This window comes from Acidobacteriota bacterium (assembly GCA_018268895.1).
Classification (GTDB): domain Bacteria; phylum Acidobacteriota; class Terriglobia; order Terriglobales; family Acidobacteriaceae; genus Edaphobacter.
Genome location: JAFDVP010000009.1, coordinates 256,144 through 281,864 on the forward strand (window position 1 = coordinate 256,144; position 25,721 = coordinate 281,864).

Consider the following 25,721-nt stretch of genomic DNA (forward strand, 5'->3'; position numbering starts at 1 on the left):
AATCGTAAAAACATAATTAAAAGTAATTCAATTGTCGACATAGATGATATAAAAAGTAGACAAATGCGCAAAGTCATCGTCGCGTTGTCCATTGCTTTGTGATGGACCGAATTCCATCAGCTTCATTCGAGGGAGTTTTTCATGAAGGATCGAATCAGAGAGTCGGCGTCCAATTTACCCCGCCGCGAGTTTCTTCGTCTTGGGACGCTTAGCGCCTTGGGCGCGAGCCTGCCTGCGTTTTCGCTCGAACAGAAGAAAACAGCCTATCGCTCTGTAATGGGGATGCCGTTTGAGAAGATGAATCCCCGAATCGGCATCATCGGAACAGGAAAGCGTGGTACGTCCTTGTTGCGGAACTTTATCAAAGCCAACGCTCAGATAAGGGCGATCTGCGATATCGATAAGGTTCGTGCGGAGAACGCTCGCCAGATGGTGGAGAAGTCGGGGCAGCTAGCCCCTGCGGTCTACACCCAAGGCGAGCGGGACTTTGAGAATCTCGTTGCTCGCGATGACCTTGATTGGATTGTGATTGCCACTCCCTGGAACTGGCATGTCGAGATGGCGGTAGCTGCTATGAAGCATGGAAAGCATGCCGGAGTCGAGGTTCCTGCGGCGACGACGCTCGAAGACTGCTGGAGATTGGTTAATACATCAGAGAAGACACAGCGGCACTGCATCATGCTTGAAAACTGCTGCTATGGATATAACGAGACACTCGTCCTGCGCATGATTCACGCCGGTTTGCTGGGAGAACTCCAATATGGAGAAGCGGCCTACATCCATGACCTTCGCGATGAGTTGTTCTGGAATCGGAGCGAAGGTCTTTGGAGGAGAACAGTTCACACTCAGCGCGATGGCAACCTCTACCCAACGCACGGTTTGGGCCCTGTCGCAAACTACATGGGCATCCAGCGTGGAGACCGTTTTGATTCCATGGTCTCCATGAGTTCTCCTCACAGAGGTCTGGAACTCTTTCGCGAGCAGCATGTGCCTGAAGGTGATCCTCGTCAAAAGGAGCACTATGTAACAGGAGACATGAATGTCTCGCTAATCAAGACTGGTAAGGGCCTAACGATTACTCTCAAGCACAACGTAGCGAGTCCACACCCCTACGACCGGATTAACCAGATTGCCGGAACGAAAGGAGTCTTCGAAGACTATCCGCCAAGAATCTACCTGGATGGCCAGGCAGGGGGAGAAGACTGGACGACGCTGGACAAATTCAAGCAGTACGAACATCCTTTGTGGACGCAGGCGAATAGTGCGACTGATTCTGCCGACGGGCATGGCGGCATGGACTTCATCATGATCAGCCGCCTTTTGCAGTGCTTCCGCAGCGGGGTCGCTCCCGACATGGATGTATACGATGCCGCAGCATGGTCAGCTCCGGGGCCCCTCAGCGCACTTTCTTTGGCGCGAGGCAACGCGCCGGTTAAATTTCCTGATTTCACTCGAGGGCACTGGAAAGAGAGGGGTGTATCTCCTCTTGCTGTGACGTAGAGCTAAGTTTGTTGGTTTGCTGTAGATAACTGCTACTAGATTAAGTGCGAATCAGTTCATAGGCCTAAGAGAAACAAAAGCTAGTATTTGCTTGGAAATGCAACCGATTGCAGATAATGGTATGCAACCGATTGCGTTGAATAAATCTTATAAATACTGTCCGCCGATGAGACGGACATGCTGTTGCACGATGTTCGAACATGTCGCGGTGAAAGGGAGATGCGATGAAATTACGCGTGTATAGGTCAATCAGCGGGCTGCTGTCGGGGATCAAGCTCAGCCCATATTGTTTTTTACTGCTGTTGATGTTTGCGGAAATGCCATTGACACTGCTGGCTCAGGGAACCACGGGCTCCATCATCGGAGTTGTGACCGATGTCAGCGGAGCCTTTGTGGAAGCCGCCAATGTCACGGTTCGTGAGGTCGATACCAACCAGACTAGGATTGTTCAGACATCTGCTAATGGAACCTACGTGGTTCCCCAATTGAAGCCTGGACTATATTCAGTGGCCGTTGAAAAAGCCGGCTTCAAAACGATCACTCAAACCGGAATCAGGCTGGTCATCGATCAAACAGCAACAATTAACACGCAACTGTCGATCGGCGAACAGGCGGTGAGTGTCGACGTGACGGATAGCCTGCCGGTCATCCAGACAGAAGACTCGTCTATCGGTCTTGTCGTCGACAGCAATGCGATTCAAAACACACCGTTGAATGGTCGTCTCAGTTTGATGGGGCTGATTGCGCTTGCTCCCGGTGTGCAGGGTGTGGGTGCGCAGGATCAGTTGGCAAAACGCGGGCTGACCTACTCCGTTGGTTCGGGTTCTGGGCGCTCAACAGGCAGCCTGGGTTCGACTCTGGACGGTATTATCAACACCGACATTATTATTCAGCGTGCCGAACCGGAAGTTCCTTCGCTGGATGCGATCTCCCAGTTCAAGGTTCTGACGAATGGAGCGCCTGCGGAATTTGGTCAGCCTTCACAGTTGATCGTCGTCACCGCCAGTGGCACGAACAAGTACCATGGTGGACTACTCTGGTTCAATCGTTCAAAGGGAACTGCGGCGAAGCCTTACTTCAACGGCAGCAGCCCTCGTGCGCCTTATCAGCGTAATGAATTCGGCGGTAATTTCTCGGGCCCTATCGTCATACCGCATCTCTACAACGGACGGGATCGCTCCTTCTTCTTTGTCTCCGATGAGGCCTTCCGTTTGACCCAGTCAGCCAGTAAGAGCAGCCAGCAGCCTACCCAATTGATGCGCTCGGGCGTCTTCACGGAGTTTGCGCAGCAAGTTATCGATCCTGCAACAGGCTTGCCGTTTCCTAACCACACTATCCCAGCGTCGCGCATCAACCCCGTCACTTCACGGTTACTGAGTCTTTTGTATCCCTTGCCGACGCAAGGAGGGACTGGAACAAATACCTACGAGTTGGTGCCATATACCAGTGTTGCCAATAGATTCTCTCTCCGAGTGGATCATCGGTTCAGTGATAAGGATCAGATAAGAGGAACCGTCATGCTTGCCCACTACGGTCCCAGTCCTACGGTTGGCGCAACGAGCCTCCAGGGTGGCTATTCTGGCGATGGCGAGCGCAATCACCTCTTTATTGTGGGTTGGACGCATACGTTTTCCCCAACAATGCTCCTTGATACCTCTGCGTCCTATCAGCATCTTCCCATCTTTCGTACGCCGCAGAACTATCAAACCAAATGGGAATCGATCGTTCCGGGCCTTAGTTCTCAGATTATCGAAGGTGCTCCGCAGATCGGCATTACCAACATTACGTCGGTCGGCGAGTCAGGTTCAAAAGACCTCATCCAAGGAGCGCAGTACGCAACCTCGCTGACCAAGGTCTTCACGCACCATACCGTTAAGGCGGGATTCAACTACCTTTACGACACGGACTGGAACGCTTCGGCGTCGACTCCGGCCCGTGGGCAATACAATTTCAACGGTCAATATAGCCAAGGAGGTCAGTCGTCCTCCAGTGGCGCGCCTTGGGCATTTGCTGATTTTCTACTCGGATTGCCTTCTACAACTTCTCAAGGTTCTTCAGGAACCGTCGTCACCCGAAACATGACCCAGCAATGGGGAGCTTATGTGCAGGATGACTGGAAGCTCACGCCAAGGCTGACCATCAATGTTGGGCTGCGCTATGACCTGCAGTGGTTTGGCCCTGGTTATGAAGATCAGGCGGCACTCTTTGTGCCTTCACTCAAGAAGGTTGTAGTCTTTGGGAATTCATATCCTTCAACTGCGATTCCTTACTACGTCAACTATCTCAAACAGTTCAATCTCATTGCGTTATCTTCCGAGGTGGGACTTCCCAGTAATTCGTTCAGCTACCTGGGGCGGGTGAATAAAAACTTTGCTCCTCGCTTAGGCTTTGCATATCAGGTAACACCCAACACCGTTCTGCGCGGCGCATCGGGAATCTACTACAGCATGCTGGGCGCGCTCTCCGTCGGCAATATGTTTGGCAATCTTCCTTTTATTGCCACTCAGACATATACCAACTCCCCGAATTACAGTTCGGCGTTCTCGATGAACAATCCTTTCGGATCGGCGGGAACTTACAGCAACAATCCGTCCGTTACTGCACAGCATCCGCTCGTCAACCCCTATACCGAACAGTACAATCTGGCGATCGAACACCAGTTTGCCGCTGGCACAGCGCTGCGCGTGGGGTATGTCGGTCAGCATGACCTGAAAGCAAACGGCAGCCTTAAAATCAACCTGGCAGACCCGCCGATTGTGGGGGCAACGGTGCAGAGCACGAATCTGATCCAGCCTCTTGCCGCTATCACATACTCGGGTGTTCCCCTCTATCATTCCACGATGAATGCATTGCAAGTAGGAGTCCATCGGACTCTGAGAGCTGGCCTTGTCTTCGGTGCGGAGTATCAGTGGAGCCGCATCCTTGGAACGGAATCGCTTCAGAATCCCTCCGGCAGCAGTCCGCAGGACTCTTATGGACCCATTGGAGGTATCGCCACTCAGGTCCTTCAGATGAACTATGGCTATGAGCTTCCCATGGGCCGTGGCAAGTGGATTGGCGGGGGAATGAGTAACTTCGCCGATAAGGTATTTGGCAACTGGAAGTTGTCGGGGATTGTGAGCGCACAGAACGGACAGCCATTCTCTGTAACTTATACGGCCCCTGGGAGTCCCGTGGGCCAGGTCAGTGGCCGTGCCAATCGAGTTCCCGGAGCCGCTCTTTATCCGTCGAACAAAACGAAGACTCAATGGTTCAATCCTGCGGCCTTCACCGCTCCAACCTGCTACAACTCGGTGATAACCGGTAGTGCGACGATTAGTTGCCAGGCCGTGTATAACGCGGGGCAAGCAGCAGGAGTCAAAACCTATGCCTCCTACGGCAACTCTGCTTACAACATGCTGCGTGGTCCTGGATTCCAGAACTGGGATATGAGTCTCCAGAAGACGATTAAGTGGAAGGAACGCTATAACGTTCAGCTGCGTGCTGATACCTTCAACGTTTTCAACCACCCCAACTTCGAAGTGCCCAATACAAATATCTCCAATTCGAATGTGGGAACGATCACCTCAACATCGTCTACGCCAACCTATCAGCAGCGCACCATGGAGTTCGCCGCCAAGTTCAACTTTTAAACCGCACTCTTACAATTAAGAGGCCTCCACCCTTTGGCAAAAGTTGGAGGCCTCTTATTGCAGGAAATTTTTGCCAGCAAAACGCGTTCCGGCTTCAGATGCCAATTCAACTAGCAAGCGCAACAAGGGTTTCCGGCGACCCATGAGAGACTTCCAAGGGTGTTCGATAACCTAGCACACGACGCGGGCGGTTGTTAAGCCGCTCTTCGGCCCGCTCGACATCCTGCCTGGACACCCTCGCAAAGTCAGTCTGCTTCGGAAAGTATTGCCGGACCAGCCCATTGGTGTGTTCGTTGAGGCCGCGCTCCCACGAATGATACGGCTTTGCAAAATACGTTTCTGCGTCTAATGCCTCTCCGAACGATTTATGCCGCGTGAACTCCTTGCCGTTGTCCATCGTCAGCGTCAAAACCTTTCCTCGATACTCGCCAAGTTTTGATTCGATGGCTCCTGCCACGCCTTCCGCCTTGCATGAGTCAACCAACGCCAGACGAAGCAGCTTCGAGCAACGATCCACCATGCTCACCAGCGCACCTGTTTGCTTGTTTGGCCCGACAATCGTATCGAGTTCCCAGTCGCCCACACGCGATTTATGCTCCACCACAGCCGGGCGCTGGTCGATGTCCACCCTGTCTGGTATCCGTCCACGCGACTGACGGCAGCTACCGCGTCGCCAGTACCGCCGTCCACGATGTCGTAAATGCGAATGCAGCGTTCCTTTGCGGAACTTGTCCAGCCATACATATTGGTAGATGCGTTCATGGCTTACCGCAGGCAGTTTTTCCTGGCGGTGCTTGAGCCAGCCACTGATCTGTTGGGGACTCCAATCTTCCCGAATACGATCTTCCACGAAGGCTATCAACGGCTTCGTCATTTGCGTGGTCGGCTGTCCCGCTTCTTTTGTCGTTCTTCCGCCTGGGCTTGCGCCCAATGGTAGTAGTAGCCCGTCTTCATCGAATTGCGTTGCAACTCGCGGCTGATGGTCGAGCGATGAACCCCAAGCTCGCGGGCTATCTCCGTCTGTGAAACCCCTCTCTTCAACAGAACGCAGATCTGGCATCTCTCTTCATAGGTCAGATGTCTGTAACTTCTCATGGCTCCCTCCAAGTTACGTTGCCCATGAAAAGCCACATCCTCAGACCGCTGGACAGGCGTTGTTGCGCCTTATGGTTGAAAGGGCCCCACAAAACGCCTGCACAGTTCCTACACAGCTAAAATATGGCTATTTATCCATAATTAAATGAGTCTTCTACAAAATAATACTCACCCCCTCAGGATGACACATCCATTGAGGCTTTCATCTATTGCTCAGTAGGCCCCGGCCTGTTCAAGCGGGAGGCGCACCTGGAAGCAGGTTGAGCCGGGCCTGGATTCGACCTGGATGTAGCCGGAGTGGCGTTGCACGATACGCTGCGCCGTGTCGAGTCCGAGCCCGAGTCCGCGGCCTGGGGCCTTGGTAGTGTAGAAGGGCTCGAAGATGCGGTTCTTCAGGTCGGGCTCGATGCCCTGGCCCGTGTCCCATACTTCGACGAAGGCCATGCGTCCCTGGAGCCGCGTGGTCAGCCGCAGAGTTCCCTTGTCCTTCATGGCGTCGAGGGCGTTTTCGATCAGCGCGGTCCAGACCTGGTTGAGCTCGCGGCCATAGGCGCCTACGGGCGGCAGGACGGGGTCGAACTCGGTCTCGACTTTGATGTCGTGCAGGCGCGACTTGAACATGACGAGCGTGTTCTCGAGCGACTGTGCGAGGTCGACGTCCTGGATGGGCGCCTGGTCCATGTAGGAGTAGTCCTTGATGGCGCGGATGAGGTCGAAGATGCGCACGGTCGAGTTGACGACGGTCTCGGCCATGCGCTCGGCGCGCAGCGAACTGGCGACAGTGGCCACCGCGACGGGGAGCGCCTCGGAGGTCATGATGCCGGCGAGCTCGTCGAGGTGCGCCGTGGGCAAGCCGGTTTCGGCAAGCGCCGGCGCGATGGCCCACGGGTTGGAGATGTTGTGCGCCTCAAGCCAGCGGACGAGCTCGAACTCGCGGTCGCTCTCGGCGAGGGCGTCTGCAGTGGTAGTTTCGGTGCTGCGCTCGGCCATGGTGGCGCGTACGTTGACGATCCAGTTGCGGTACTTGGAGGTGATGGAGTCGGGCAGACAGAGATTGCCCATGCGGTACTTCTGGTCGCCGTACTGACGCAGCTCGGAGAAGAGACTCGACGCGGAGCGCTGCGCGGCCGAGGCCGGATTGTTGAGCTCGTGCGCTAGGTTGGCGGCGAGCTTGCCCAGCGCGGCCAGCTTTTCCGTCTGCTGCTCCATGCGCGTGACCTCGCGGACGCGGTCCATCATGGTCCAGACGCAGCGCTCTGTCATGGAGGGGATCGCCGCGAGCATTGCGGGATAGTGTCTCTCGTGGATGGTGAGCGCCCACCCGTCGCCGACGAGGTAGCCGTCGCCGCCGTAGTTTTTCATACGCGAAAAAGGCAGCTTTCCGGTCATCGCTCCGGCGCGCCCGATGAACATCATCATGGGGCCGTGGTTGTGGCGGCGCACGTGGACCTCGCCTTTGAGGATGAAGACCATACTGTCGGCGGGGCTGCCTTCGGTGAAGACCATGGCGCCGTCTTCGCCGACGAGCTCTGTGCCGTGCTGGGCGAGCCAGGTGTACTCCTCTTCCGATAGACCGTCGAGCGCGGGGATGGTGCGCAGCGCGGCGACGATCTCCGGCAGCGGCGTGGGCTCGGTGGGGGGAGCGATAAAGATTGCGGGACCGAGCTGCTGGGGAAGGACAGCTTCAAAACTGCTGGGGGCGGCCATCGAGCGAATCTCCTTCTGCCATCTTGGGGCAGGAACATCGAAACGACCAGGCAATGGTGTCTCTATTCTGACAGGTTTGCCGGAAGGAAGGGAGCAACGCGGCTGGGGAAATCCCGCGTTTTGTGACGAAAGAGAGGGGAACATCTATACGATGCAACGCGATGGATGATGGATGGAAAAGAATTGCCCTGCGCTAAGACTGTTTTCGTATGGTGTCATGTTCCCCGAAAACGAAGGGCTGTCATAGGACAAATACAGAGATTCTTCGCGGCGCTCAGAATGACGTCGCTTTATCAATCACAGCAATAGAGACATAACCACAGCTAGAGACACAACCACAACAACAGGGACATAACGCTATGGTCTGCTGCGGCCTGCGGACTGGATGCGGTCGAGAGATGCAAGCATTTGTTTCACTCTCTCGGGATACAGTGCGGCGACGTCCTTCTTCTCCGATGGGTCAGTGGTTCGGTGGTAGAGCTGCGGCTGTGGAGCGTTGCCCAGCTCGGTGTTCGTGTACTTATCGAAACGCGGCTTGTTGCTGGGGCGAATCAGCTTCCATTCCGCTTCGATCAGCGAGAGAACGCCCGCCTCTTCGATGAGCGAGGTCCGTCCAGTGCGCGAGCGGCCGAGCAGCGCGGGCAGAATGTCGAAGCTGTCGGGGGCGTCGCTGGCGGAGACGGTCTGTCCTGTGAGTGTGGCCAGAGACGACAGCAGGTCGATCTGGTCGACCAGTGCGTTCGATGTCGTACCGGGCTTGATATGGCCCGGCCAGGTGGCGATGAAGGGAACGCGCGTGCCGCCGTCGAAGTTGCTGTATTTGCCGCCGCGGTAGATTCCCGCGGGCTTGTGCGAGCCGAGCTTTGCGACGGCCTCGTCCTGGTAGCCGTCGTCGACGACGGGGCCGTTGTCGCTGGACAAGATGATCAGCGTGTTCTTGTCGAGGCCGTTCTTCTTAAGCGTGTCGACGACGCGGCCGACGCACCAGTCAAGCTCGGCGATGGCGTCGCCGCGCGGGCCCATGCTGGTCTTTCCAACGAAGCGCTGATTGGGTAGCCGGGGGACGTGGATGTCGTGGACCGGGTAGTAGAGAAAAAATGGCCGGGCCTTGTTCTGCTCGATGAAGTTGACGGCCTTTGTCGAGAGCGTATCGGCGATGTCCTCGTCGACCCACAGGGCGGACTTGCCGCCTTCCATGTAGCCGATGCGGCTGACGCCGTCGACGATGGCCATGTCGTGTCCATTGCTGGGCTTCATCTTGAGCAGCTCGGGGTTTTTGCGGCCGGTGGGTTCGTTGGGGAACGGCTCTTTGTAGCTGATGTGGATGGGGTCGGACGGGTCGGCGTTGACGACGCGATGGTTCTCGACGAAGACGCAGGGCACGCGGTCGGGGGTCGCGGGAATGATGAAGGAGTAGTCGAAGCCGACCTCGAGCGGGCCGGGTTTGATCTCGGCGTTCCAGTCGATCTCGCCGGAGCCGAGGCCGAGGTGCCATTTGCCGACGACGCCGGTGGCGTAGCCGCTGCGCTTCAAAAGCGAGGGGAGCGTGAGCTGGTTCTTGTCGATGATGAGCGCCGCATCGCCGGGCAGGATGCCAGTGCCGGGCTTGCGCCAGGCGTACTGGCCCGTCATGACGGAGTAGCGCGAGGGCGTGCAGGTGGCGGAGGTCGCATGCGCGTCGGTAAAGCGAAGCCCGCGGGCGGCGAGAGCGTCGATGTTCGGTGTGCTGACGCGGGTGGCGCCGTAGCAGCTTACGTCGCCGTAGCCGAGGTCGTCGGCGTAGATGAAGACAATGTTGGGATGCGCCGCTGGTGTCGCTGCGCCGAGCAGTCCTGTTGCGGAGGCGGCGCCGAGAGCCTGGAGAAACTGTCTTCTGTCCATGAACGAAAGAATACAACAGAAAAGGAAAGGCCTCTCCGCTCACCCGGTACACGCAGCGTGCGGAGAGGCGACCCTGTTTTTCTGCTAGGCCTTGACGACTGCGCCGTCGACCACCTTGACGGGATCGAGGAAGGGCATGTTCTTGCGCAGCTCGGCGCCGACCTTCTCGATGCCGTGTGCGGCTTCCTGCTGACGGATGCGCGCGAACTCGTGGCGGCCGGTCTCGTTCTCCTCGATGAACTTCTTGGCGAACGATCCGTCCTGGATCTCCTCGAGCAGCTTCTTCATCGCTTTCTTGGTCTCGGCGGTAACGATGCGCGGGCCGGCAACGTAGTCGCCCCACTCTGCGGTGTCGGAGATGGAGTGACGCATGTAGGCGAGGCCGCCGCGATACATGAGATCGACGATCAGCTTCAGCTCGTGCAGCACCTCGAAGTAGGCGAGCTCGGGCTGGTAGCCTGCCTCGGTCAGGGTCTCAAAGCCAGCCTTGACGAGTGCGGCGGTGCCTCCGCAGAGGACGGCCTGCTCGCCGAAGAGGTCGGTCTCGGTCTCTTCGGTGAAGGTGGTTGCAAGCACACCGGCGCGGGTGCAGCCGATGCCCTTGGCGTAGCTGAGCGCGAGCTTGAGCGCGTTGCCGCTGGCGTCCTGCTCGACGGCGACCAGGCCGGGGACTCCGCCGCCTTCAGTGAAGACCTCGCGGACGCGGTGGCCGGGGGCCTTCGGCGCGACGAGCGAAACGTCAACACCGGCGGGAGGATTGATGGTGCCGAAGCGGATGTTGAAGCCGTGCGCGAACATCAGCGTCTTGCCGGGCGCGAGGTTGGGCTCGATCTCGGCCTTGTGCACCTTGGCGGCAGTCTGGTCGGGCGTGAGGTTCATGATGACGTCGGCCCACTTGCTGACGTTGGCGACAGTGTCGACGACGAGGCCAGCCTTGCGCGCGCGCTCGGCGTTGGGGGAGTCGGGACGGAGGCCGACACGGACTTCAACGCCGGAGTCCTTGAGGTTGAGCGAGTGGGCGTGGCCCTGCGAGCCGTAGCCGATGATGGCGACTTTCTTCGCCTGAATGAGGGAGAGGTCTGCGTCTTGGTCGTGGTATGTCTTTGCCATGATTTTCTTCTTTCCTTCGGTGTGTATTAAAAGTTTATAGGCTGCGTGCGAATCTGTGGGGCAGTGCACTTTTCGTCGTCATCCTGAACGAAGTGAAGGACCCCCGCATTGTGGTGGCGATGAGTTCAAATCCTTTTCTCCTCTGAGATCAAATGGAACGATTGGTTTGCCCCAATCCGCACTCAGGTCCTCCCAGAGAGGATTCGAGGTGATGATTAATTCCAACTTTCGGACGCGCAGCCAGCCCTTGAGAACTTTCTCGCGCTTGATTGCAGCGGCCATGCTGGTGAATCGTTCATAGTAGACGAGTTCGTCGATGCCGTAGTGGGCCGTGTGGCAGTTTGGATTGGTCTTACGCTTATGCTGCGAGACACGCGACTCTATATCCGCCGTCACACCGATGTAGAGCTTTCGGAAGCTGTTGGAAAGGATGTAGACGTAAGCGTAACCGGTCATGCTCTTCCTTGAAAATTCGTGCAGCGCAAATGCGGGGGTCCTTCACTTTGTTCAGGATGACGACGCAAAACAAGCAACAGCAAAACAAATGCAAAAGATCAGCATAGGCAGCGGTGTAAACGGCGACGGCAAACAAGGCCGCGAAATGCGTTAGGTTTCATCTTCGGCGAACTGGTTGGGCAGGTCGTCGGCCTCCGGGCGGTTGGGGTAGGCGGCAGGCAGCTCGCCGTTGGGGCTGCCGAGGGCTTTGAGGACGCGGCTGGTGTGGCGGCCGCGGCGCATGGCCATGCGTCCGGTGCGCGAGACTTCGAGGACCTCGAATTTCGACTCGCGGAGGACCTGTAGCAAGCCTTCGATCTTCGAGGCGGCTCCGGTCATCTCGAGCATGATGGACTCGGGGGCGAGATCAACAACGCGCGCGCGGAAGACGTTGGCGAGCTCGAAGATCTGCGAGCGCGAGTGCTGGCCGTGCGGTGTGTTGGGGCCGGCGGCGACCTTGATGAGGCAGAGCTCGCGGATAACAGCCTCACTGCGGCCGAGCTCGTCGACGTCGCGCACGATCTCCAATTTGTAGAGCGAGGCGCGGACGCGATCGGCGGCGTGCTCGGGCGCGTCGCAGACAATGGTCATGCGGGAGACGCCCTCGCGCTCGCTCTCGCCTACGGTGAGGGAGACGATGTTGACGTTGAGACGGCGGAAGAGGGAGGCGACCCGGGTGAGCACTCCGGGCTTGTCGTCTACGAGGGCTACGAAGGTGTGGAGCATGTAGGGCCTTTCTTAGCAAGTCAGCGAATGCGTAGTCCATTCTTGGATCTGATTCTGATGATTAGCAGTGCGAGCAATCCAAAAAACATTACGTCGAAGACTACTGCAACGATAAGGTACAAATTCGCGTGATCGGAATGGATACCCTGCTGGAAAAATACAGCCGCGAAGAGCAATCCAGGTGCGAGCAGGACATCTATATCTTCAAATCGCGAAATAGTGCTGATCCCACCAACGATCGCAACTGTAGCGACTCCAATTGCCAATGCAGAGCCGATTTGTGTTTTTGTGAAGGTCATGGGAGTCGTGATCTCTGAGGGCTGAAAGCCCAATCGATCCACGCATAGTGGAGGCGCGAAACACGCTATTCATCCTCCGCAGTTTCGATCAGTGGGTTAGGGCGACGGACCATCTCATGCAGCGCTGCGCCGGGGGCGATCATTGGGTAGACACCGTCCTCTTTCTCTACTGAGAAGTTGATGAGGAAGGCGGTTGGAGCTGTGCGTGCTTTTGTGACTGTGGGGGTTACATCCTTGCGCTGGGTGATGTGCGCGCCGGGGATGCCGTGGGCTTCGGCTAGTTTGACGAAGTCGGGCGAGAGGATGGGCGAGCAGGCGTAGTTCTTGTCGTAGAAGGCCTCCTGCCACTGCCGGACCATGCCGAGGAAGCCGTTGTTGATGACGGCAACGTTGATGTGCAGGCCCTCCTGCTGGATGGTGGAGAGCTCGGCGGCGGTCATCTGGAAGCCTCCGTCGCCGGCGATGCACCAGACGTCGCAGTCGGGGCAGGCCATCTTGGCTCCGATGGCGGCGGGTAGAGCGTAGCCCATGGTGCCGAGGCCGCCTGAGGTGACGAGCGTGCGCGGGTCTTCGTGCTTGTAGTACTGCGCCTCCCACATCTGGTGCTGGCCCACGTCGGTGGCGATGATGGTCTTATCGAGACGGCCTGCGGCCTTGGCCTCCTGCCAGATGTCGTTGATGACGTGCGCGGCGTAGAGGTGGCCGTTGTCGGGAAGGTTGATGATGTCGCGCACGGCGGCGTCGCCCTTCATGGCGCGGATCTCGCGCAGCCAGTCGGCGGTGGTGTGGCGGTCGCTGGCCTTCTCGTAGCTGGGGTCGGCGATCAGCGGCTCCATCGTGTTCAGCACCTCCTTGAGGTCGCCGATGAGCGCGACGTCGACCTTGACGTTCTTGTTGATCTCCGAGGGGTCGATCTCGATGTGGATCTTCTTCGCGTTGGGCGCGTAGCTGGAGAGGTTGCCGGTGACGCGGTCGTCGAAGCGCATGCCGAAGGCGAGCAACAGGTCGGCCTGCTGAATGGCGTTGTTGACCCACGATTCGCCGTGCATACCCATCATGCCGAGGGCGAGCGGGTGCGAGGCGGGGAAGGCCCCGAGGCCGAGCAGCGTGGTGGCGACGGGGACGTGGTAGCGCTCGGCGAAGTTCAATACCTCGCGCTCAGCTCCAGACAGCGTGATGCCGTGGCCGGCGAGGATCACCGGCTTCTTCGAGGCACGCATCAGCTCGATGGCGCGGTGCATCTCGGCGGACTCGGCGCGCAGCATGGGGTGCGGGCGCGCGGGCGCGGGCGCGGCCTCGTCGAAGTTGAAGATGGCGGTGCCCTGCTGGGCGTCCTTGGTGATGTCGACGAGCACGGGGCCGGGGCGGCCGGACTGCGCGATCTGAAAGGCCTCGCGGATCATCGGAGCAATGTGCTCGGGGCGCGTGGCGACGAAGTTGTGCTTGGTGATCGGCAGCGTGATGCCGGTGATGTCGATCTCCTGGAAGGCGTCGGAGCCGAGGACCTTGGATGAGACCTGGCCGGTGATGCAGACGATCGGGATGGAGTCGAGCATGGCGGTGGCGATTCCGGTGACGAGGTTGGTCGCGCCGGGGCCCGAGGTGGCGATGGCGACGCCGACCCTGCCGGAGGCGCGTGCGTAGCCATCAGCCATGTGGGCTGCGCCCTGTTCGTGCCGCGTGAGCACGTGGTGGATGGGGAACTTGCGCAGAGCGTCGTAGGCGGGGAGGATCGCTCCGCCGGGGTAGCCGAAGACCGTGGTGACACCTTCGCCTACGAGCGTGGCCCAGAGAATCTCGGCTCCGGTTAGGGTGGGGTGCTGATTTGTCTTAGGCGTTGTCATGATTTCTCCAATGTAGTGGGTAATCAGTTGAATTTAGGCTGCCACTATCTAAGCGTCTTAACACGAAATGTAAACTTGCTTGGTCTTCCAATATTTAGTGTCGAATGCTTGACTTCTATTTGCCCAACATAATCAAAATCAGAATGATGCTTGTCTCTGTGAAACAAATGAATTTCTTCTCCAGAAGTTGATGCCTTCAGCATTCGTTCTTCAGCGAAATGATCAGTCGGGCCTTCCCATTCGAGGTGGCCGTTATGCAACTTATCCTTGTACTGTTCAGCCGAATCTTGCTTGTTCTCGGTAACAAAGAGAACAATTTTGTTGTCCTTGCGCGGCGTTACAACTCCTCTTGCTAGCGCGTGAAAGGATGAATATCCCCATAGTTGAGCGAGGGTTTGCCTTGAGTACGACTCGCCTGATCTGATCTGCGCGAAATCAAGAGACATTGATGAAACCTCAGGGGCTAAAGCCCCATTACTTCTGGTTGATGTTGCGGCACGGCTGAAGCCGTGCCCTTAAGCAAAACGACTACGTCGTCACAGCTCCTTCGCTGGCACTGCTTACGGTGTTCGCGTACTTGGCGAAGACACCGCGCTTGAAGCGGGGTTCGGGCTGCTTTACTTCTTTCAGACGGCGTGCGATCTCTTCCGCCGGAACTTCAAGCCGCAGCTCGCGGTTCTTGATGTCGAAGGTGATGGTGTCGCCTTCGCGGACGGCTGCGATGGGGCCTCCCATGAAGGCTTCGGGGGCTACGTGGCCGACCATCAGGCCGCGGGTGGCTCCGGAGAAGCGGCCGTCGGTGAGGAGCGCGACGGTCTCCGAGAGTTCGGGGATGCCTTTGATGGCGGCGGTGACGGCGAGCATCTCGCGCATTCCGGGGCCTCCGCGCGGGCCTTCGTAGCGGATGACGCAGACGTCGTTGGGCTTGATCTTTCCGGCCTCGACGGCGGCGTGGCAGTCGTCCTCGGACTCGAAGACTCGAGCGATGCCCTGATGAAAGAGGCGCTCGTGGCCGGCGACCTTGACGACCGAGCCCTCGGGCGAGAGGTTGCCTTTGAGGATGACGAGTCCGCCGGTGGCCTTGAGCGGCTTGTCGACGGGATAGATGACGGGCTGGCCGGGCGTTTCTACAGCTTTCTTTGCTTCGTCGGCCAGCGAAAGGCCGGTGACGGTGATCTGGGTGCCGTCGATCAGGCCGGCGTCGAGCAGGCGCTTGGCGAGAAGGCGCGATCCGCCTGCGTCCTGGTAGTCCTTGGCGGCGTACTTGCCGCCGGGGGAGAGGTCGCAGATGTGCGGCGTGCGGTCGCTGATGGCGTTGAAGTCGTCGATGGTGAAAGGGATGTCGAACTCGCGCGCGATGGCGAGCAGGTGCAGCACCGCGTTCGTTGAGCCGCCGGAGGCGCAGGCCGCGGCGTAGGCGTCCTCGATGGTCTTGCGCGTGACGATCTTGCGCGGTGTGAGGCCGGTGCGGGCGAGCTCCATGACGAGGCGCCCGGCTTCGCGCGAGGCCTTCGCCTTTTCGGGCGACATGGCGGGGACGCCGGTGATCTCGATGGGGGAGATGCCGAGGAACTCGCCGGCCATCGCCATGGTGTTGGCGGTGAACTGGCCGCCGCAGGCTCCGGGGCCGGGACAGGCTGAGGCTTCGAGAGCTTCGAGCTGGTCGTCGTTGATCTTTCCAGCCGCGTGCGCGCCCATGCCTTCGAAGACCTGGAGGATGGTGATCTCCTTGGTCGAGCCATCGGCCTGCGGCAGCTTGCCGGGAGCGATGGAGCCGCCGTAGAGCATGAGGCCGGGGATGTTGAGGCGGCCGAGCGCCATGATGGCGGCGGGCATGTTCTTGTCGCATCCGGCGATGCAGACGAGGCCGTCGAAGCTATTGCCGCGAGCGACGAGTTCGATCGAGTCGGCGATGACCTCGCGCGAGATCAAGCTGGCCTTCATGCCGTCGGTGCCCATCGTGATGCCGTCGGAGATGGTGACGGTGTTGAACTCCATCGGCGTGCCGCCGGCCTCGCGGATGCCCTGTTTGACGGCCTCGGCGACCTGTCGCAGGTGGAAGTTGCAGGGGCCGATCTCGGTCCAGGTGTTGGCGATGCCGATGATGGGCTTGTGCAGGTCTTCCTTGCTGAAACCGACGCTGCGCAGGTACGAGCGGGCCGCCGCGCGGTTGGGGCCTTCGGTGAGGGCGACGGAGTTCTTCTTTGCCGGATCGAGTTCGTTGGTCACTTGCCTACCTCTATTTCAGGATGCTCAGTTTGTTTTCAATGGATTCACTGCGTATGCTTATTTTTCTTTCTGCGAGAACCGCGTTTTCTGCGGTGGCTCCTGTTCTTGGGGAATTGTGACGACAGCCGGGTTGCGCGAGGCTAATTCCTTCAAGTCTCCGGCGAGTTTCGTCGCGGCCTCAGTAACGTTTTTCTTGAAATTTTTCTCTCGAATGGTAGGACCCACATTCTCTGAAATGGTCCAAAGCAGAGCTTGTGTCTTCGGATCGCGAATTACGAGTTGGAAGAATGCTATCCCCCAGGAATCTCCCCCTGATGCAGGGCCAACGATTCCGTTCATCGAAAATTCGCATAAAAGATCGGCGTCTGCGGGGGTAGTCACGATCTGAAAGCGGTTCGAAGATACAAGCGCTTGATAAAGAGCGTTATAAGACTGGTCAGGATAGCCCTTGAGAAAGGGCACCGCATTAGAGCCTGCATTTGCAAGAAAGATGGTCTTGGCCTTGCTAAGTTGAGCCGGGAGAGGGGCGGCAGTCTGGGCTGGTACCAGCGATGCGAAGCCGAGCAAACTAATAGCCGTAAGAGCGATACGCAGATTTCGCATCAAAGACCGTGTAGTCACGAGGGGTGTACCTTCTCTGGCGATGGAGTTCTTCTTCGCTGGATCGAGTTGGTTGCTCACTTCGAAATTCCCTCAGGGGCTGAAGCCCCTTGTAAGAGTTAGCTTCTACGGCATGGCTGAAGCCGTGCCCTTAACAAAAACAAAAGCAGATTCCTCCGCCCTGCCGCGGAATGACAACTAAGAGGCGACAGCTTTCGGTGCGGACCAGAAGTCCATATCGTGCGTCTTCTCGAAGCCGTCGAGTTCTTTTTCATGCCGCAGCGTCAGGCCGATGTCGTCGAGTCCATTCAGCAGGCAGTATTTTCGGAAAGGGTCGATCTCGAAATGGGCGTTGAAACCCTGTTCGTCGGTGACGGTCTGCTTTTCGAGGTTGATGGTGATCTTGTGGTCGGGGTTTGCGGTCGTGCGCTCGAGCAGTGTTTTCACCTCGTCTTCGGTGAGACGGCAGAGGATGATGCCGTTCTTGCCTGCGTTCGAGAAGAAGATGTCGGCGAAGGTGGGCGCGATGACGGCGCGGAAGCCGTACTGCAGGATCGCCCAGGCGGCGTGCTCGCGCGAGCTGCCGCAGCCGAAGTTGCGTTCGGCGATCAGGATCTCGGCGCCCTTGTACTCGGGCTTGTTGAGCACGAAGTCCTTGCGCTCCTCGACGTGGTCGGGCGTGTCGAGGTCGTAGCGCCAATCAAAGAAGAGGAACTCGCCGTAGCCGGTGCGCTCGATGCGCTTGAGGAACTGCTTCGGGATGATCTGGTCCGTGTCGATGTTGGGCAGCGGCAGCGGGACGGCGGTCGAGGTGAGGATGTTGATCGGTTCCATTTAGCGCTTGGCTCCTTCCGTCTGCTTCCATTTACGAATGTCGGTGAAGTGTCCGGTGATCGCTGCGGCTGCGGCCATCTCGGGCGAGACGAGGTGAGTGCGTCCCCCGCGTCCCTGGCGGCCTTCGAAGTTGCGGTTCGAGGTGGAGGCGCAGCGTTCGCCGGGTTGCAGGATGTCGGGGTTCATGCCGAGGCACATCGAGCAGCCGGGCTCACGCCACTCGAAGCCTGCGCTCTTGAAGATCGTGTCAAGCCCCTCTTCTTCGGCCTGGTGCTTGACCGCCTGAGATCCCGGCACGACCATCGCGCGAATCTTGGTGGCGATGTGGTGGCCTTTGACGACTGCCGCGGCGGCGCGGAGATCTTCGATGCGGCCGTTGGTGCAGGAGCCGAGGAAGACGGTGTCGATCCTGATCTCCTCCATCGGTGTGCCGGGTTTCAGGTCCATGTACTCATAGGCGCGGGCGAAGCTCTTGCGGTCTGCCTCGGACTTTGCGTCGTCGAGCGACGGAACCTTGCCGTCGATCGTCGCATGCATGCCCGGCGATGTTCCCCAGGTGACGGCGGGAGCCAAGGTAGCGGCATCAATGTGCAGCTCGCGGTCGAAGACAGCGCCTTCGTCGGTGGGCAGAGTCTTCCAGTGCGCAACAGCCTCGTCCCACGCTGCGCCTGTGGGCGAGAAGCGGCGGCCCTTGAGGTAGGCGTAGGTGGTCTCGTCGGGAGCGATCATGCCTGCGCGCGCACCCGCCTCGATGCTCATGTTGCAGATGGTCATGCGGCCTTCCATCGAGAGCGCGCGGATGGCTGAGCCAGCGTATTCGACCGCATAGCCGGTGGCCCCATCGGTGCCGATGCGGCCGATGATGTCGAGGATGATGTCCTTGGCGGTGACGCCGAAGGGAAGCTCACCGTCGACGGTGATGCGGAATGTTTTCGGTTTGGCTTGCGGCAGCGTCTGCGTGGCCATCACGTGCTCGACCTCGCTGGTGCCGATGCCGAAAGCCAGCGCGCCGAATGCTCCGTGCGTGGAGGTGTGCGAGTCGCCACAGACGATGGTCATGCCGGGCTTAGTTGCGCCAAGCTCGGGCCCGATCATGTGCACGATGCCCTGCGAGGCGTCCTGCACGTCGAAGAACTCGACGCCGAAGTCGGCGCAGTTCTTGCGCAGCGTGTTGACCTGCGTCGCGGAGATCTGGTCGACGATGTGGAGGCGGTCGTAGGCACTCGTCGTCGGAACGTTGTGGTCGACTGTGGCGATGTGCCGATCGGGGCGGCGCAGCTTGCGTCCCGCCATGCGCAGACCTTCGAAGGCCTGCGGCGACGTGACCTCGTGGATGAGGTGCAGGTCGATGTAGAGGATGGTCGGCTCACCCTGGGGTTCGACGACAACATGCTGCTCCCAGACTTTTTCAAATAGCGTCTTCGGTGTTTTGCTCATGAGTGTGCTTTCTCAGGTGATGCGCTGGTTCTGCTTGCAGGTGTAGCTCCTAACGATGCAGGCGGAACAACGTGCGGAGTTCCATCGGGATCTATCAGAACGGCCGATTCGATATGTTGCGGTTGACTGGTGTTCCAGTTTGCGATGCTTTGCACCAGGGACTTCGGGATTCTTGCGACATCAATCGGTGCACTCGAAAAGACCCACAGGTTGAAGTTGGCGTTGGGGTCTTGGCTCTCTTTTCCCTGCGTTGTCCAATCAGTTGCAGCAAAGACCAGCAGTGGATGTGGACCATACACATCCACCCACAACATGCCCTGATTCGAACAGAGATGCGGCACGCAGCCGTAGATTGTCAGGTAGCGGTTCTTGTCTGTGACAACCCGGCCGAAGACGACCCCAAAGTATTTTTTAGCGACTTCAGCCAGAGGCTGCCGCCCTCCATCCCAAAACGTCTGTGGTGCACGAAGCTTCTGCTCCAGCAGAAGAGAGAATCGCGAATCGCCGATCAGATCTGCCTCTCGTCCATTTGGCGCGGGCTGCGTGTACTGCCACATCCACGACAGGTCTTCGACCTGGGGCTTCTCACGGTGCCACTGCATCTGCGCGTGTACCCCGGATACTGGAACCATCAGCAGGGAAGCGGCGGCGAGTTGGAGGATGCGGTTCATCGTTCTTACGAAGTCCTCTTGCTTGTCAGCGGAACCAGGATGTTGACGATGGCGAAAGCGATGATGCCGGTGATCGCGAGCGAGAGCATCGGAGCGCCGTGCCGCCAGCGGTAGAACAATGCTGCGGCTGTGGCCAGGTTCATCAGAGCCAGTTTCAACTTCCAGTCCACGTGCCTTCGTCCTTTGCTCTTACACAGCGTGCATCGCCTGGCGGCGGTCGATGGATTCGGTCAGAGCCTGATGCACACGTTTGCCCATCTCCTGCGTGGTGACAAGCTGGACGTTCTCGCCGCCGCGTGCGATGTCTGCGGTGCGATAGCCTGCGTCCAAAACCTTGTTCACTGCCTGCTCGACCGCGCGAGCATCCTGTTCGAGGCCGGCGGAGTGACGCAGCACCATCGCGGCGGTCAGAATTGCGCCGAGCGGATTCGCTTTACCGGTTCCCGCTATATCAGGTGCAGAGCCATGCACGGGCTCGTAGAGATTGACCGCGCCGCCGATGGTGGCCGAGGGCAACATGCCGAGCGATCCGGTGATGACGCCCGCCTCGTCGGAGAGGATGTCGCCGAAGAGGTTCTCGGTGAGCACGACGTCGAAGTTCCGGGGGATGTTCATGATGTGCATCGCCATGGAGTCGACGAGCTGGTGCTCGAGCGTGACCTCGGGGTAGTCCTTCGCGACCTCGGCGACGGTGACGCGCCAGAGCTGCGAGACCTCAAGCACGTTGGCCTTGTCGACGGAGGTGACCTTCTTGCGGCGCTTCGAGGCAAGCTCGAAGGCGACGCGGGCGACGCGAACGACCTCGTCGCGGGTGTAGCGCATCGTGTTGATTGCTTCGTTGGTCTCCTTGTTCCACCAGCGCGGCGAGCCAAAGTAGAGGCCGCCGAGAAGCTCGCGCACGAAGAGGATGTCGACATCCTTCGTGACCTCCGGGCGCAGCGGAGAGCTTGCCGAGAGGGCGGAGTACGCAACCGATGGGCGAAGATTGGCGAAACCGCCCAGCGCCTGGCGAATCTGCAACAGGCCGGCCTCGGGACGCTTGTCCGGTGTGAGCGCATTGAATTTGTTGTCGCCCACTGCTCCCAGAAGGACAGCATCGGATTCGAGTGCAACGTCGAGTGTCGCTGTGGGCAGCGGCGAGCCGGAGGCGGTGATGGCGACGCCGCCGATCAGGCCCTCGATGAAGGCGAAGTCGTGCCCGCCAAGCTCGGCGACCGCGCGCAGGATATTTGTGGCTTCGCGAGTGACTTCGGGGCCGATGCCGTCTCCGGCGAGAACTGCAATCTTGAGGCGCATGGTGCTCATCCTTCAAAAGAGGTTGGCGGGTCTGTTGCCCGGCTGCCTTGGTTGGCCTTTCGACTAAATTGTTACCGCTGTAGGAGCTTTTTCCGGCTTCAGAAGCCCCAGAATGTCCTGGTCATAAATGGACTTCTTGCGGTCGGCCAGCTCGGTGAAGCGGTGATAGACCTCATCGAGCTGGTCGCGTGTCAGCGTGTGTCCGAGCTTTTCAAGACGGTCCGCGAGTGCGCGGCGACCGGAGTGTTTGCCCAGCACAAGATTCGTATTGCCTGCGCCAACCGAGGCAGGCGTCATGATCTCGTAAGTCAAGGGGTTCGCGAGCATGCCGTGCTGGTGAATGCCAGACTCGTGCGCAAAGGCGTTGGCGCCGACCACAGCCTTGTTCGGCGCGGCCCCGAAGCTGATGCACTCGGCCAGCATATGGCTGGTTGGGAAGAGCTTCTCAAGCTTGATGTGGTGCTTGTAGGGAAACTTGTCGCGGCGAACCATCAGCGCGGCGGCGATCTCTTCGAGCGCCGCGTTGCCCGCGCGCTCGCCGATGCCATTGATGGTGCACTCCACCTGGCGTGCTCCCCCCTGAATTCCGGCGAGTGTGTTGGCGACCGCCATGCCGAGGTCGTCGTGGCAGTGTGTGGAGTAGATGACGTTTTCCGAGCCGGGAACGCGCTCGCGCACCATGCGGAAGAGCGCCTCGTACTCGGCAGGAGTGGTGTAGCCGACGGTGTCGGGAATGTTGATGGTCGTCGCGCCGGCCTGTACCGCGACGGTGATCATCTTGACCAGGAACTCTGGGTCGGTGCGTGTGCCGTCCTCGGTCGAGAACTCGACGTCGTCGGTGTAGGTGAGCGCCTGCTTGACCGCTTCGGCGGTCTGGTCGAGCGCCTGCTCGCGGCTGATGCGCAGCTTGTATTCCAGGTGCAGATCGGACGATGCGAGGAAGAGGTGGATGCGGTTGGACTTCGCCGGCTGGATTGCACGGCCTGCGGCGTCGATGTCCTCGCGTTTACAGCGGGCAAGGGATGCGATGCGCGTCCCGGCCACCTCGCGGGCGATCGTCTGCACGGCATGAAAGTCTCCCTCCGAAGCGATGGCAAAGCCGGCCTCGAGGATGTCCACGCCGAGATCGCGGAGTTGGTGCGCCATGCGGAGCTTTTCATCCAGGTGCATGGTGCAGCCGGGCGACTGCTCGCCGTCGCGCAGGGTGGTATCGAAGAAGACGATCTGGTTTGGATCACGCATAGCAGTGGTCACTTTCACGCCTTGCGTTATCATAACGCAGGCTTATGATGGTTTGAGCGCATATCAAAACTTCTAATCAGTCTATTCGCGCTGCCTGACCTTTCGGCCCTGAAGTGAGGTGCAAAAGTGGATCTGGTCCAGATGGAGACGTTTCTGGCCGTAGCGGAGGAGAGAAGTTTTTCACGGGCCGCCTCAAGGCTCCATCGTACTCAGCCAGCGGTGAGTCAGGCAATCGCCAAGCTCGAAAGCGAGCTGGGCGAGGTGCTCTTCGACCGCTCTTCGCGCGACGGCACCCTGACCGATGCCGGAGAGGTGTTGCGCGAATATGCAGCTAAGTTGCTGAATCTAAGGGGGGAAGCGTCGACGGCGCTCAGTGAGCTTCGCTCTCTCCACCGGGGCAGGCTGAACCTCGCCGCAAACGAGTACACATGCCTCTATCTGCTTCCTCTGCTCGACGAGTTCCGTCGCCAGAACCCCTTGATCAAACTGGCAGTACAGCGGTCGCTTGCCAGTCGCATCTCCGACGAGATCCTGATCCATTCGGTCGAGTTCGGTGTACTCTCGTTTCGGCCGGACGATACGCAGTTGAAGTCGATCGTGGTCTACCGGGATGAGCTTGCTTTTGTGGTGAATCCGCGGCATCCCCTGGCCTCGGCCGACAAGGTCTCGATACGGCAGCTTGGGTCGCAGAACTTCATCGCCCACAATATACCGTCGCCGCAACGGCAGAAGGTGATCCAGACCTTCAAGCGGCATAAGACTCCGCTGCAGATGGGGGTGGAACTGCCATCGCTGGAGGCGATTAAGCGGTTTGTCGAGATGGGGAACGGTGTAGCGCTGGTGCCCCGGCTGACGGTCGAGCCGGAGCTGAGCAGCGGTGCCCTGGTACGGATCGAAGTGCCGGAGTTACAGACAGAACGCAAGTTACGGCTGGTATACCGCCGACAGGCCAATCTATCGCACGCCGCACTGGCCTTTCTCAAGGTGGTGGAAGCCTATGCGGCCTCTCAGGGAGACCCCTACAGCTTTCAGGCAGAGCGCTGATCTCCGTAGAAATTATCTTTTCACCGCAGAACATTTTCCGCGCCCCTCTCGTCTGTACGTGCAGAATTCGCGGCCGGCGATAGCGGGCTACGAAATGAGGTGAGCAATGACGAGAACACTATTTCGCGTAAAAGCAAGACGTGCCGCAATGATCGCGCTCTGTAGCGGAGCGCTGTGCGCGGTTCCGGTGCTGGCACAGGATGCTGCGCCGGCCAGTCCTCCCCAGGGCCAGATGGGGCCTCGCGGCGGGGGAAGAATGGAAGGCCGCCAGCTTGAGATGCTGACCAAGCGGCTGAATCTTACAGCGGATCAACAGACCCAGGTCAAGGCGATCGACGAAGACACTAGCAAACAGATGATGGCAGTCCGAAACGACACGTCGCTGTCGCAGGATGATCGGCGCTCGAAGATGATGACGATCCGCAAGGCGTCGCAGGACAAGATTCGCGGCATTCTGACCGACGACCAGAAGACGAAGTACGATGCTCTGCTGGCAGAGCAGCAGCAGAGAATGCGGGGTCGCGGCCAGGGAGGGGAGGCCCCACCGCCACCTCCACAGTAAGCGCCGGCAGCAACTGATTCGGTGCCATTTCGCAAAGGGGCCGGGGGCGGTTGCGTCCTCCCGGCCTTTCTTTGTGACCGGAAGCCCACGTGCGGCGGCTGCTGCGGTTACAATGAAGGCACGGCAACGATGGCTCCAAAGGTTGCGAGTCTGCCTCTGGCCGGTCAGGACGATTTCGAAGGGATCTAGCGAAGAATGAAGAAGACGATGTTGTTTGGTGCGCTGATACTGCTGGCGTCTGCCGGGTTTGCGCAGGAGAGCCGGCAGGATGCCAGCATAAGCGCAATCGGAGTATTTGCGCCGCAGGTGAATGGAAACGCGGTGCAGGCGAATGCATCGAGCACCATCGGATTTCTGGGCAGCTACCGCTATATGCTGACCCCGCGCAGCGCACTGGAGTTGAACTACTCCTTCGCGCAGTACTCCACCCGCTACAGCACGAGCTTTCTGCCGAACGTGCGCGTTCACACGCGCCAGCAGGAGATCACCGGCGCCTATGTCTTCAACTTCCGCAGCTACAGAAACTTCAACCCGTTTCTGGAAGCTGGCGTAGGCGGCCTGATCTTTACGCCGATCCGCGACTACGGTTCGACAACCTTCGATACCAGGCAGAATACGAACATCGGCGCCTTGTTTGGTGGTGGCGTGGCCTATGAGCTTAGCCCAAGCTGGGATGTTCGCGTGCAGTATCGCGGCTTCTTCGTCAAGACCCCGGACTTTGGCCTGACGAACTTCAAGACCAACCGCTGGGAGGTCATCTCTCTTCCCGCTGTTGGCGTTGCCTACCACTTCTAACCAAAAAATCCTGCATACACAAAAAGCCCCGGCTCGGCCGGGGCTTTGTATTTTGTATGTTGATAGCGCTTTTAGTGCGAGAGCTTGCCGGCACCGAAGTGGTATGCAGCACCGATCGTGATGACGGAGGGAGTAAGTCCGTTCGGGGGGAAGCTCATCCACCGCTGATATTCATACTCAGCCCGCACATTGAGAAAGGGCAGTGCCCTGTAATCCAGCCCAGCTCCCCCGGCGAGCATGTTGTAGGCAAGATTGGCGTACGTCTGGCCGTTCGAGGCGTAGTTGAAGACGCCCCGGCCATACATCAGCTTGAGATACGGCACGTAACGGTTGCGATAGACGCGCGAATATCTTCCACCGACCTCGTAGGTTTTTTCGTAGATATTGCTCTTGCCGTCCTTGAGAAAACGGAACTCGGCCTCCACGCCAAAGTGCTTGTAGAAGTCGAAGTCCACGTAGGCGGTCCCGCCGTTGACGCGATATGGGAGGTAGTCGGTATTGGCATTGGAGATGCCCCCACCGATCTGCAGATCGCCGGAACGAGATGCCGTTGGCGAAGCCTGGGCGAGCAACATGGCCGGTGTTCCCAGCAGGCTGACGGCGATAAGAATTCTCTTGAACACTATTTCCCCCTGATACTGGCCCCAGACTCCTGAGGCAGGCCCGTAGCTCTTGAAAATGTAACAAACTGCTGAAAAGACAAATGTTTTGTCCCTGTGGCG

At 58.9% G+C, this 25,721-nt stretch carries 24 protein-coding genes; 5 read left to right on the plus strand and 19 right to left on the minus strand.

Annotation, left to right across the window (positions count from 1 at the left end):
- Positions 1 to 141: 141 nt before the first annotated feature.
- Together JSS95_12925 and JSS95_12930 are read left to right on the plus strand one after the other, a co-directional pair.
- Entirely contained in the window at positions 142 to 1,500 is a 1,359-nt protein-coding gene (locus JSS95_12925) for a Gfo/Idh/MocA family oxidoreductase (GenBank protein MBS1800716.1), read from the plus strand.
- A gap of 224 nt (positions 1,501 to 1,724) precedes the next feature.
- Entirely contained in the window at positions 1,725 to 5,132 is a 3,408-nt protein-coding gene (locus JSS95_12930) for a TonB-dependent receptor (protein ID MBS1800717.1), read from the plus strand.
- Between the two features lie 106 nt (positions 5,133 to 5,238).
- Here JSS95_12930 and JSS95_12935 read toward each other — a convergent pair whose 3' ends face one another.
- From JSS95_12935 to JSS95_13020, 18 genes are all read right to left on the minus strand, one after another.
- On the minus strand, positions 5,239 to 6,006 hold the full coding sequence (locus JSS95_12935) for an IS30 family transposase (protein ID MBS1800718.1): 768 nt from the start codon (positions 6,004 to 6,006) through the stop codon (positions 5,239 to 5,241).
- On the minus strand, positions 6,003 to 6,227 hold the full coding sequence (locus tag JSS95_12940; GenBank protein ID MBS1800719.1) for a helix-turn-helix domain-containing protein: 225 nt from the start codon (positions 6,225 to 6,227) through the stop codon (positions 6,003 to 6,005). Before JSS95_12940 ends, JSS95_12935 begins: the two co-directional genes overlap by 4 nt.
- Before the next feature lie 213 nt (positions 6,228 to 6,440).
- Positions 6,441 to 7,934 (minus strand): histidine kinase, encoded by a 1,494-nt coding sequence (locus tag JSS95_12945; protein ID MBS1800720.1) that lies wholly within the window; start codon positions 7,932 to 7,934, stop codon positions 6,441 to 6,443.
- A 357-nt stretch (positions 7,935 to 8,291) separates the two neighbouring features.
- Positions 8,292 to 9,815, minus strand: coding sequence for a sulfatase-like hydrolase/transferase (locus JSS95_12950; GenBank protein MBS1800721.1), 1,524 nt, complete (start codon positions 9,813 to 9,815; stop codon positions 8,292 to 8,294).
- Positions 9,816 to 9,899: 84 nt separating this feature from the next.
- The gene (gene ilvC / locus JSS95_12955; protein ID MBS1800722.1) at positions 9,900 to 10,925 is read right to left on the minus strand and encodes a ketol-acid reductoisomerase; all 1,026 of its coding nucleotides are present in this window, start codon (positions 10,923 to 10,925) and stop codon (positions 9,900 to 9,902) included.
- Positions 10,926 to 11,003: 78 nt separating this feature from the next.
- Positions 11,004 to 11,381 carry a GIY-YIG nuclease family protein gene (locus JSS95_12960; GenBank protein ID MBS1800723.1) on the minus strand — a complete coding sequence of 126 codons (378 nt, stop codon included), beginning with the start codon at positions 11,379 to 11,381 and terminating at the stop codon, positions 11,004 to 11,006.
- A gap of 150 nt (positions 11,382 to 11,531) precedes the next feature.
- Complete coding sequence (ilvN, locus tag JSS95_12965) at positions 11,532 to 12,146, minus strand: acetolactate synthase small subunit (GenBank protein ID MBS1800724.1); 615 nt, start codon at positions 12,144 to 12,146, stop codon at positions 11,532 to 11,534.
- Between the two features lie 20 nt (positions 12,147 to 12,166).
- Positions 12,167 to 12,445, minus strand: a complete 279-nt coding sequence (locus JSS95_12970; GenBank protein MBS1800725.1) for a hypothetical protein — start codon at positions 12,443 to 12,445, stop codon at positions 12,167 to 12,169.
- Between the two features lie 65 nt (positions 12,446 to 12,510).
- Positions 12,511 to 14,289: a biosynthetic-type acetolactate synthase large subunit gene (gene ilvB / locus JSS95_12975; protein MBS1800726.1), complete on the minus strand. Its 1,779-nt coding sequence runs from the start codon at positions 14,287 to 14,289 to the stop codon at positions 12,511 to 12,513.
- Between the two features lie 44 nt (positions 14,290 to 14,333).
- Positions 14,334 to 14,735 (minus strand): DUF3427 domain-containing protein, encoded by a 402-nt coding sequence (locus tag JSS95_12980; GenBank protein MBS1800727.1) that lies wholly within the window; start codon positions 14,733 to 14,735, stop codon positions 14,334 to 14,336.
- An 82-nt stretch (positions 14,736 to 14,817) separates the two neighbouring features.
- On the minus strand, positions 14,818 to 16,518 hold the full coding sequence (gene ilvD, locus JSS95_12985) for a dihydroxy-acid dehydratase (protein MBS1800728.1): 1,701 nt from the start codon (positions 16,516 to 16,518) through the stop codon (positions 14,818 to 14,820).
- Between the two features lie 57 nt (positions 16,519 to 16,575).
- Positions 16,576 to 17,199 carry a hypothetical protein gene (locus tag JSS95_12990; GenBank protein ID MBS1800729.1) on the minus strand — a complete coding sequence of 208 codons (624 nt, stop codon included), beginning with the start codon at positions 17,197 to 17,199 and terminating at the stop codon, positions 16,576 to 16,578.
- A gap of 117 nt (positions 17,200 to 17,316) precedes the next feature.
- Positions 17,317 to 17,952 carry a 3-isopropylmalate dehydratase small subunit gene (gene leuD, locus JSS95_12995; protein MBS1800730.1) on the minus strand — a complete coding sequence of 212 codons (636 nt, stop codon included), beginning with the start codon at positions 17,950 to 17,952 and terminating at the stop codon, positions 17,317 to 17,319.
- The gene (gene leuC, locus JSS95_13000; protein MBS1800731.1) at positions 17,953 to 19,389 is read right to left on the minus strand and encodes a 3-isopropylmalate dehydratase large subunit; all 1,437 of its coding nucleotides are present in this window, start codon (positions 19,387 to 19,389) and stop codon (positions 17,953 to 17,955) included.
- A complete protein-coding gene (locus JSS95_13005) occupies positions 19,386 to 20,060 on the minus strand; it encodes a hypothetical protein (GenBank protein MBS1800732.1) in 675 nt (224 codons plus the stop codon). Before JSS95_13005 ends, leuC begins: the two co-directional genes overlap by 4 nt.
- Positions 20,061 to 20,065: 5 nt before the next feature.
- Complete coding sequence (locus tag JSS95_13010) at positions 20,066 to 20,230, minus strand: hypothetical protein (GenBank protein MBS1800733.1); 165 nt, start codon at positions 20,228 to 20,230, stop codon at positions 20,066 to 20,068.
- Positions 20,231 to 20,249: 19 nt separating this feature from the next.
- Positions 20,250 to 21,356: a 3-isopropylmalate dehydrogenase gene (leuB, locus tag JSS95_13015; GenBank protein ID MBS1800734.1), complete on the minus strand. Its 1,107-nt coding sequence runs from the start codon at positions 21,354 to 21,356 to the stop codon at positions 20,250 to 20,252.
- A gap of 63 nt (positions 21,357 to 21,419) precedes the next feature.
- Positions 21,420 to 22,598, minus strand: coding sequence for a 2-isopropylmalate synthase (locus JSS95_13020; protein ID MBS1800735.1), 1,179 nt, complete (start codon positions 22,596 to 22,598; stop codon positions 21,420 to 21,422).
- 126 nt (positions 22,599 to 22,724) lie between these two features.
- Here JSS95_13020 and JSS95_13025 point away from each other — a divergent pair, with 126 nt between their 5' ends.
- The 3 genes from JSS95_13025 (at position 22,725) to JSS95_13035 (ending at position 24,999) form a co-directional block, all read left to right on the plus strand.
- Positions 22,725 to 23,642: a LysR family transcriptional regulator gene (locus tag JSS95_13025; GenBank protein MBS1800736.1), complete on the plus strand. Its 918-nt coding sequence runs from the start codon at positions 22,725 to 22,727 to the stop codon at positions 23,640 to 23,642.
- Between the two features lie 106 nt (positions 23,643 to 23,748).
- Positions 23,749 to 24,204, plus strand: coding sequence for a hypothetical protein (locus JSS95_13030; GenBank protein ID MBS1800737.1), 456 nt, complete (start codon positions 23,749 to 23,751; stop codon positions 24,202 to 24,204).
- Positions 24,205 to 24,399: 195 nt separating this feature from the next.
- Positions 24,400 to 24,999, plus strand: a complete 600-nt coding sequence (locus JSS95_13035) for a porin family protein (protein MBS1800738.1) — start codon at positions 24,400 to 24,402, stop codon at positions 24,997 to 24,999.
- Between the two features lie 71 nt (positions 25,000 to 25,070).
- On the opposite strand, the gene JSS95_13040 is transcribed toward JSS95_13035, so the two are convergent.
- Positions 25,071 to 25,622, minus strand: coding sequence for a porin family protein (locus tag JSS95_13040; GenBank protein MBS1800739.1), 552 nt, complete (start codon positions 25,620 to 25,622; stop codon positions 25,071 to 25,073).
- Positions 25,623 to 25,721 lie beyond the last annotated feature (99 nt).

Excerpts from the sequence above, each read along its gene's own strand:
- JSS95_12925 (MBS1800716.1), top strand. The coding sequence starts at position 142 with ATGAAGGATCGAATCAGAGAGTCGGCGTCCAATTTACCCCGCCGCGAG.
- JSS95_12930 (MBS1800717.1), top strand. The coding sequence starts at position 1,725 with ATGAAATTACGCGTGTATAGGTCAATCAGCGGGCTGCTGTCGGGGATC.
- JSS95_12935 (MBS1800718.1), bottom strand. The coding sequence starts at position 6,006 with ATGACGAAGCCGTTGATAGCCTTCGTGGAAGATCGTATTCGGGAAGAT.
- JSS95_12940 (MBS1800719.1), bottom strand. The coding sequence starts at position 6,227 with ATGAGAAGTTACAGACATCTGACCTATGAAGAGAGATGCCAGATCTGC.
- JSS95_12945 (MBS1800720.1), bottom strand. The coding sequence starts at position 7,934 with ATGGCCGCCCCCAGCAGTTTTGAAGCTGTCCTTCCCCAGCAGCTCGGT.
- JSS95_12950 (MBS1800721.1), bottom strand. The coding sequence starts at position 9,815 with ATGGACAGAAGACAGTTTCTCCAGGCTCTCGGCGCCGCCTCCGCAACA.
- ilvC (MBS1800722.1), bottom strand. The coding sequence starts at position 10,925 with ATGGCAAAGACATACCACGACCAAGACGCAGACCTCTCCCTCATTCAG.
- JSS95_12960 (MBS1800723.1), bottom strand. The coding sequence starts at position 11,381 with ATGACCGGTTACGCTTACGTCTACATCCTTTCCAACAGCTTCCGAAAG.
- ilvN (MBS1800724.1), bottom strand. The coding sequence starts at position 12,146 with ATGCTCCACACCTTCGTAGCCCTCGTAGACGACAAGCCCGGAGTGCTC.
- JSS95_12970 (MBS1800725.1), bottom strand. The coding sequence starts at position 12,445 with ATGACCTTCACAAAAACACAAATCGGCTCTGCATTGGCAATTGGAGTC.
- ilvB (MBS1800726.1), bottom strand. The coding sequence starts at position 14,289 with ATGACAACGCCTAAGACAAATCAGCACCCCACCCTAACCGGAGCCGAG.
- JSS95_12980 (MBS1800727.1), bottom strand. The coding sequence starts at position 14,735 with ATGTCTCTTGATTTCGCGCAGATCAGATCAGGCGAGTCGTACTCAAGG.
- leuD (MBS1800730.1), bottom strand. The coding sequence starts at position 17,952 with ATGGAACCGATCAACATCCTCACCTCGACCGCCGTCCCGCTGCCGCTG.
- leuC (MBS1800731.1), bottom strand. The coding sequence starts at position 19,389 with ATGAGCAAAACACCGAAGACGCTATTTGAAAAAGTCTGGGAGCAGCAT.
- JSS95_13005 (MBS1800732.1), bottom strand. The coding sequence starts at position 20,060 with ATGAACCGCATCCTCCAACTCGCCGCCGCTTCCCTGCTGATGGTTCCA.
- leuB (MBS1800734.1), bottom strand. The coding sequence starts at position 21,356 with ATGCGCCTCAAGATTGCAGTTCTCGCCGGAGACGGCATCGGCCCCGAA.
- JSS95_13020 (MBS1800735.1), bottom strand. The coding sequence starts at position 22,598 with ATGCGTGATCCAAACCAGATCGTCTTCTTCGATACCACCCTGCGCGAC.
- JSS95_13030 (MBS1800737.1), top strand. The coding sequence starts at position 23,749 with ATGACGAGAACACTATTTCGCGTAAAAGCAAGACGTGCCGCAATGATC.
- JSS95_13035 (MBS1800738.1), top strand. The coding sequence starts at position 24,400 with ATGAAGAAGACGATGTTGTTTGGTGCGCTGATACTGCTGGCGTCTGCC.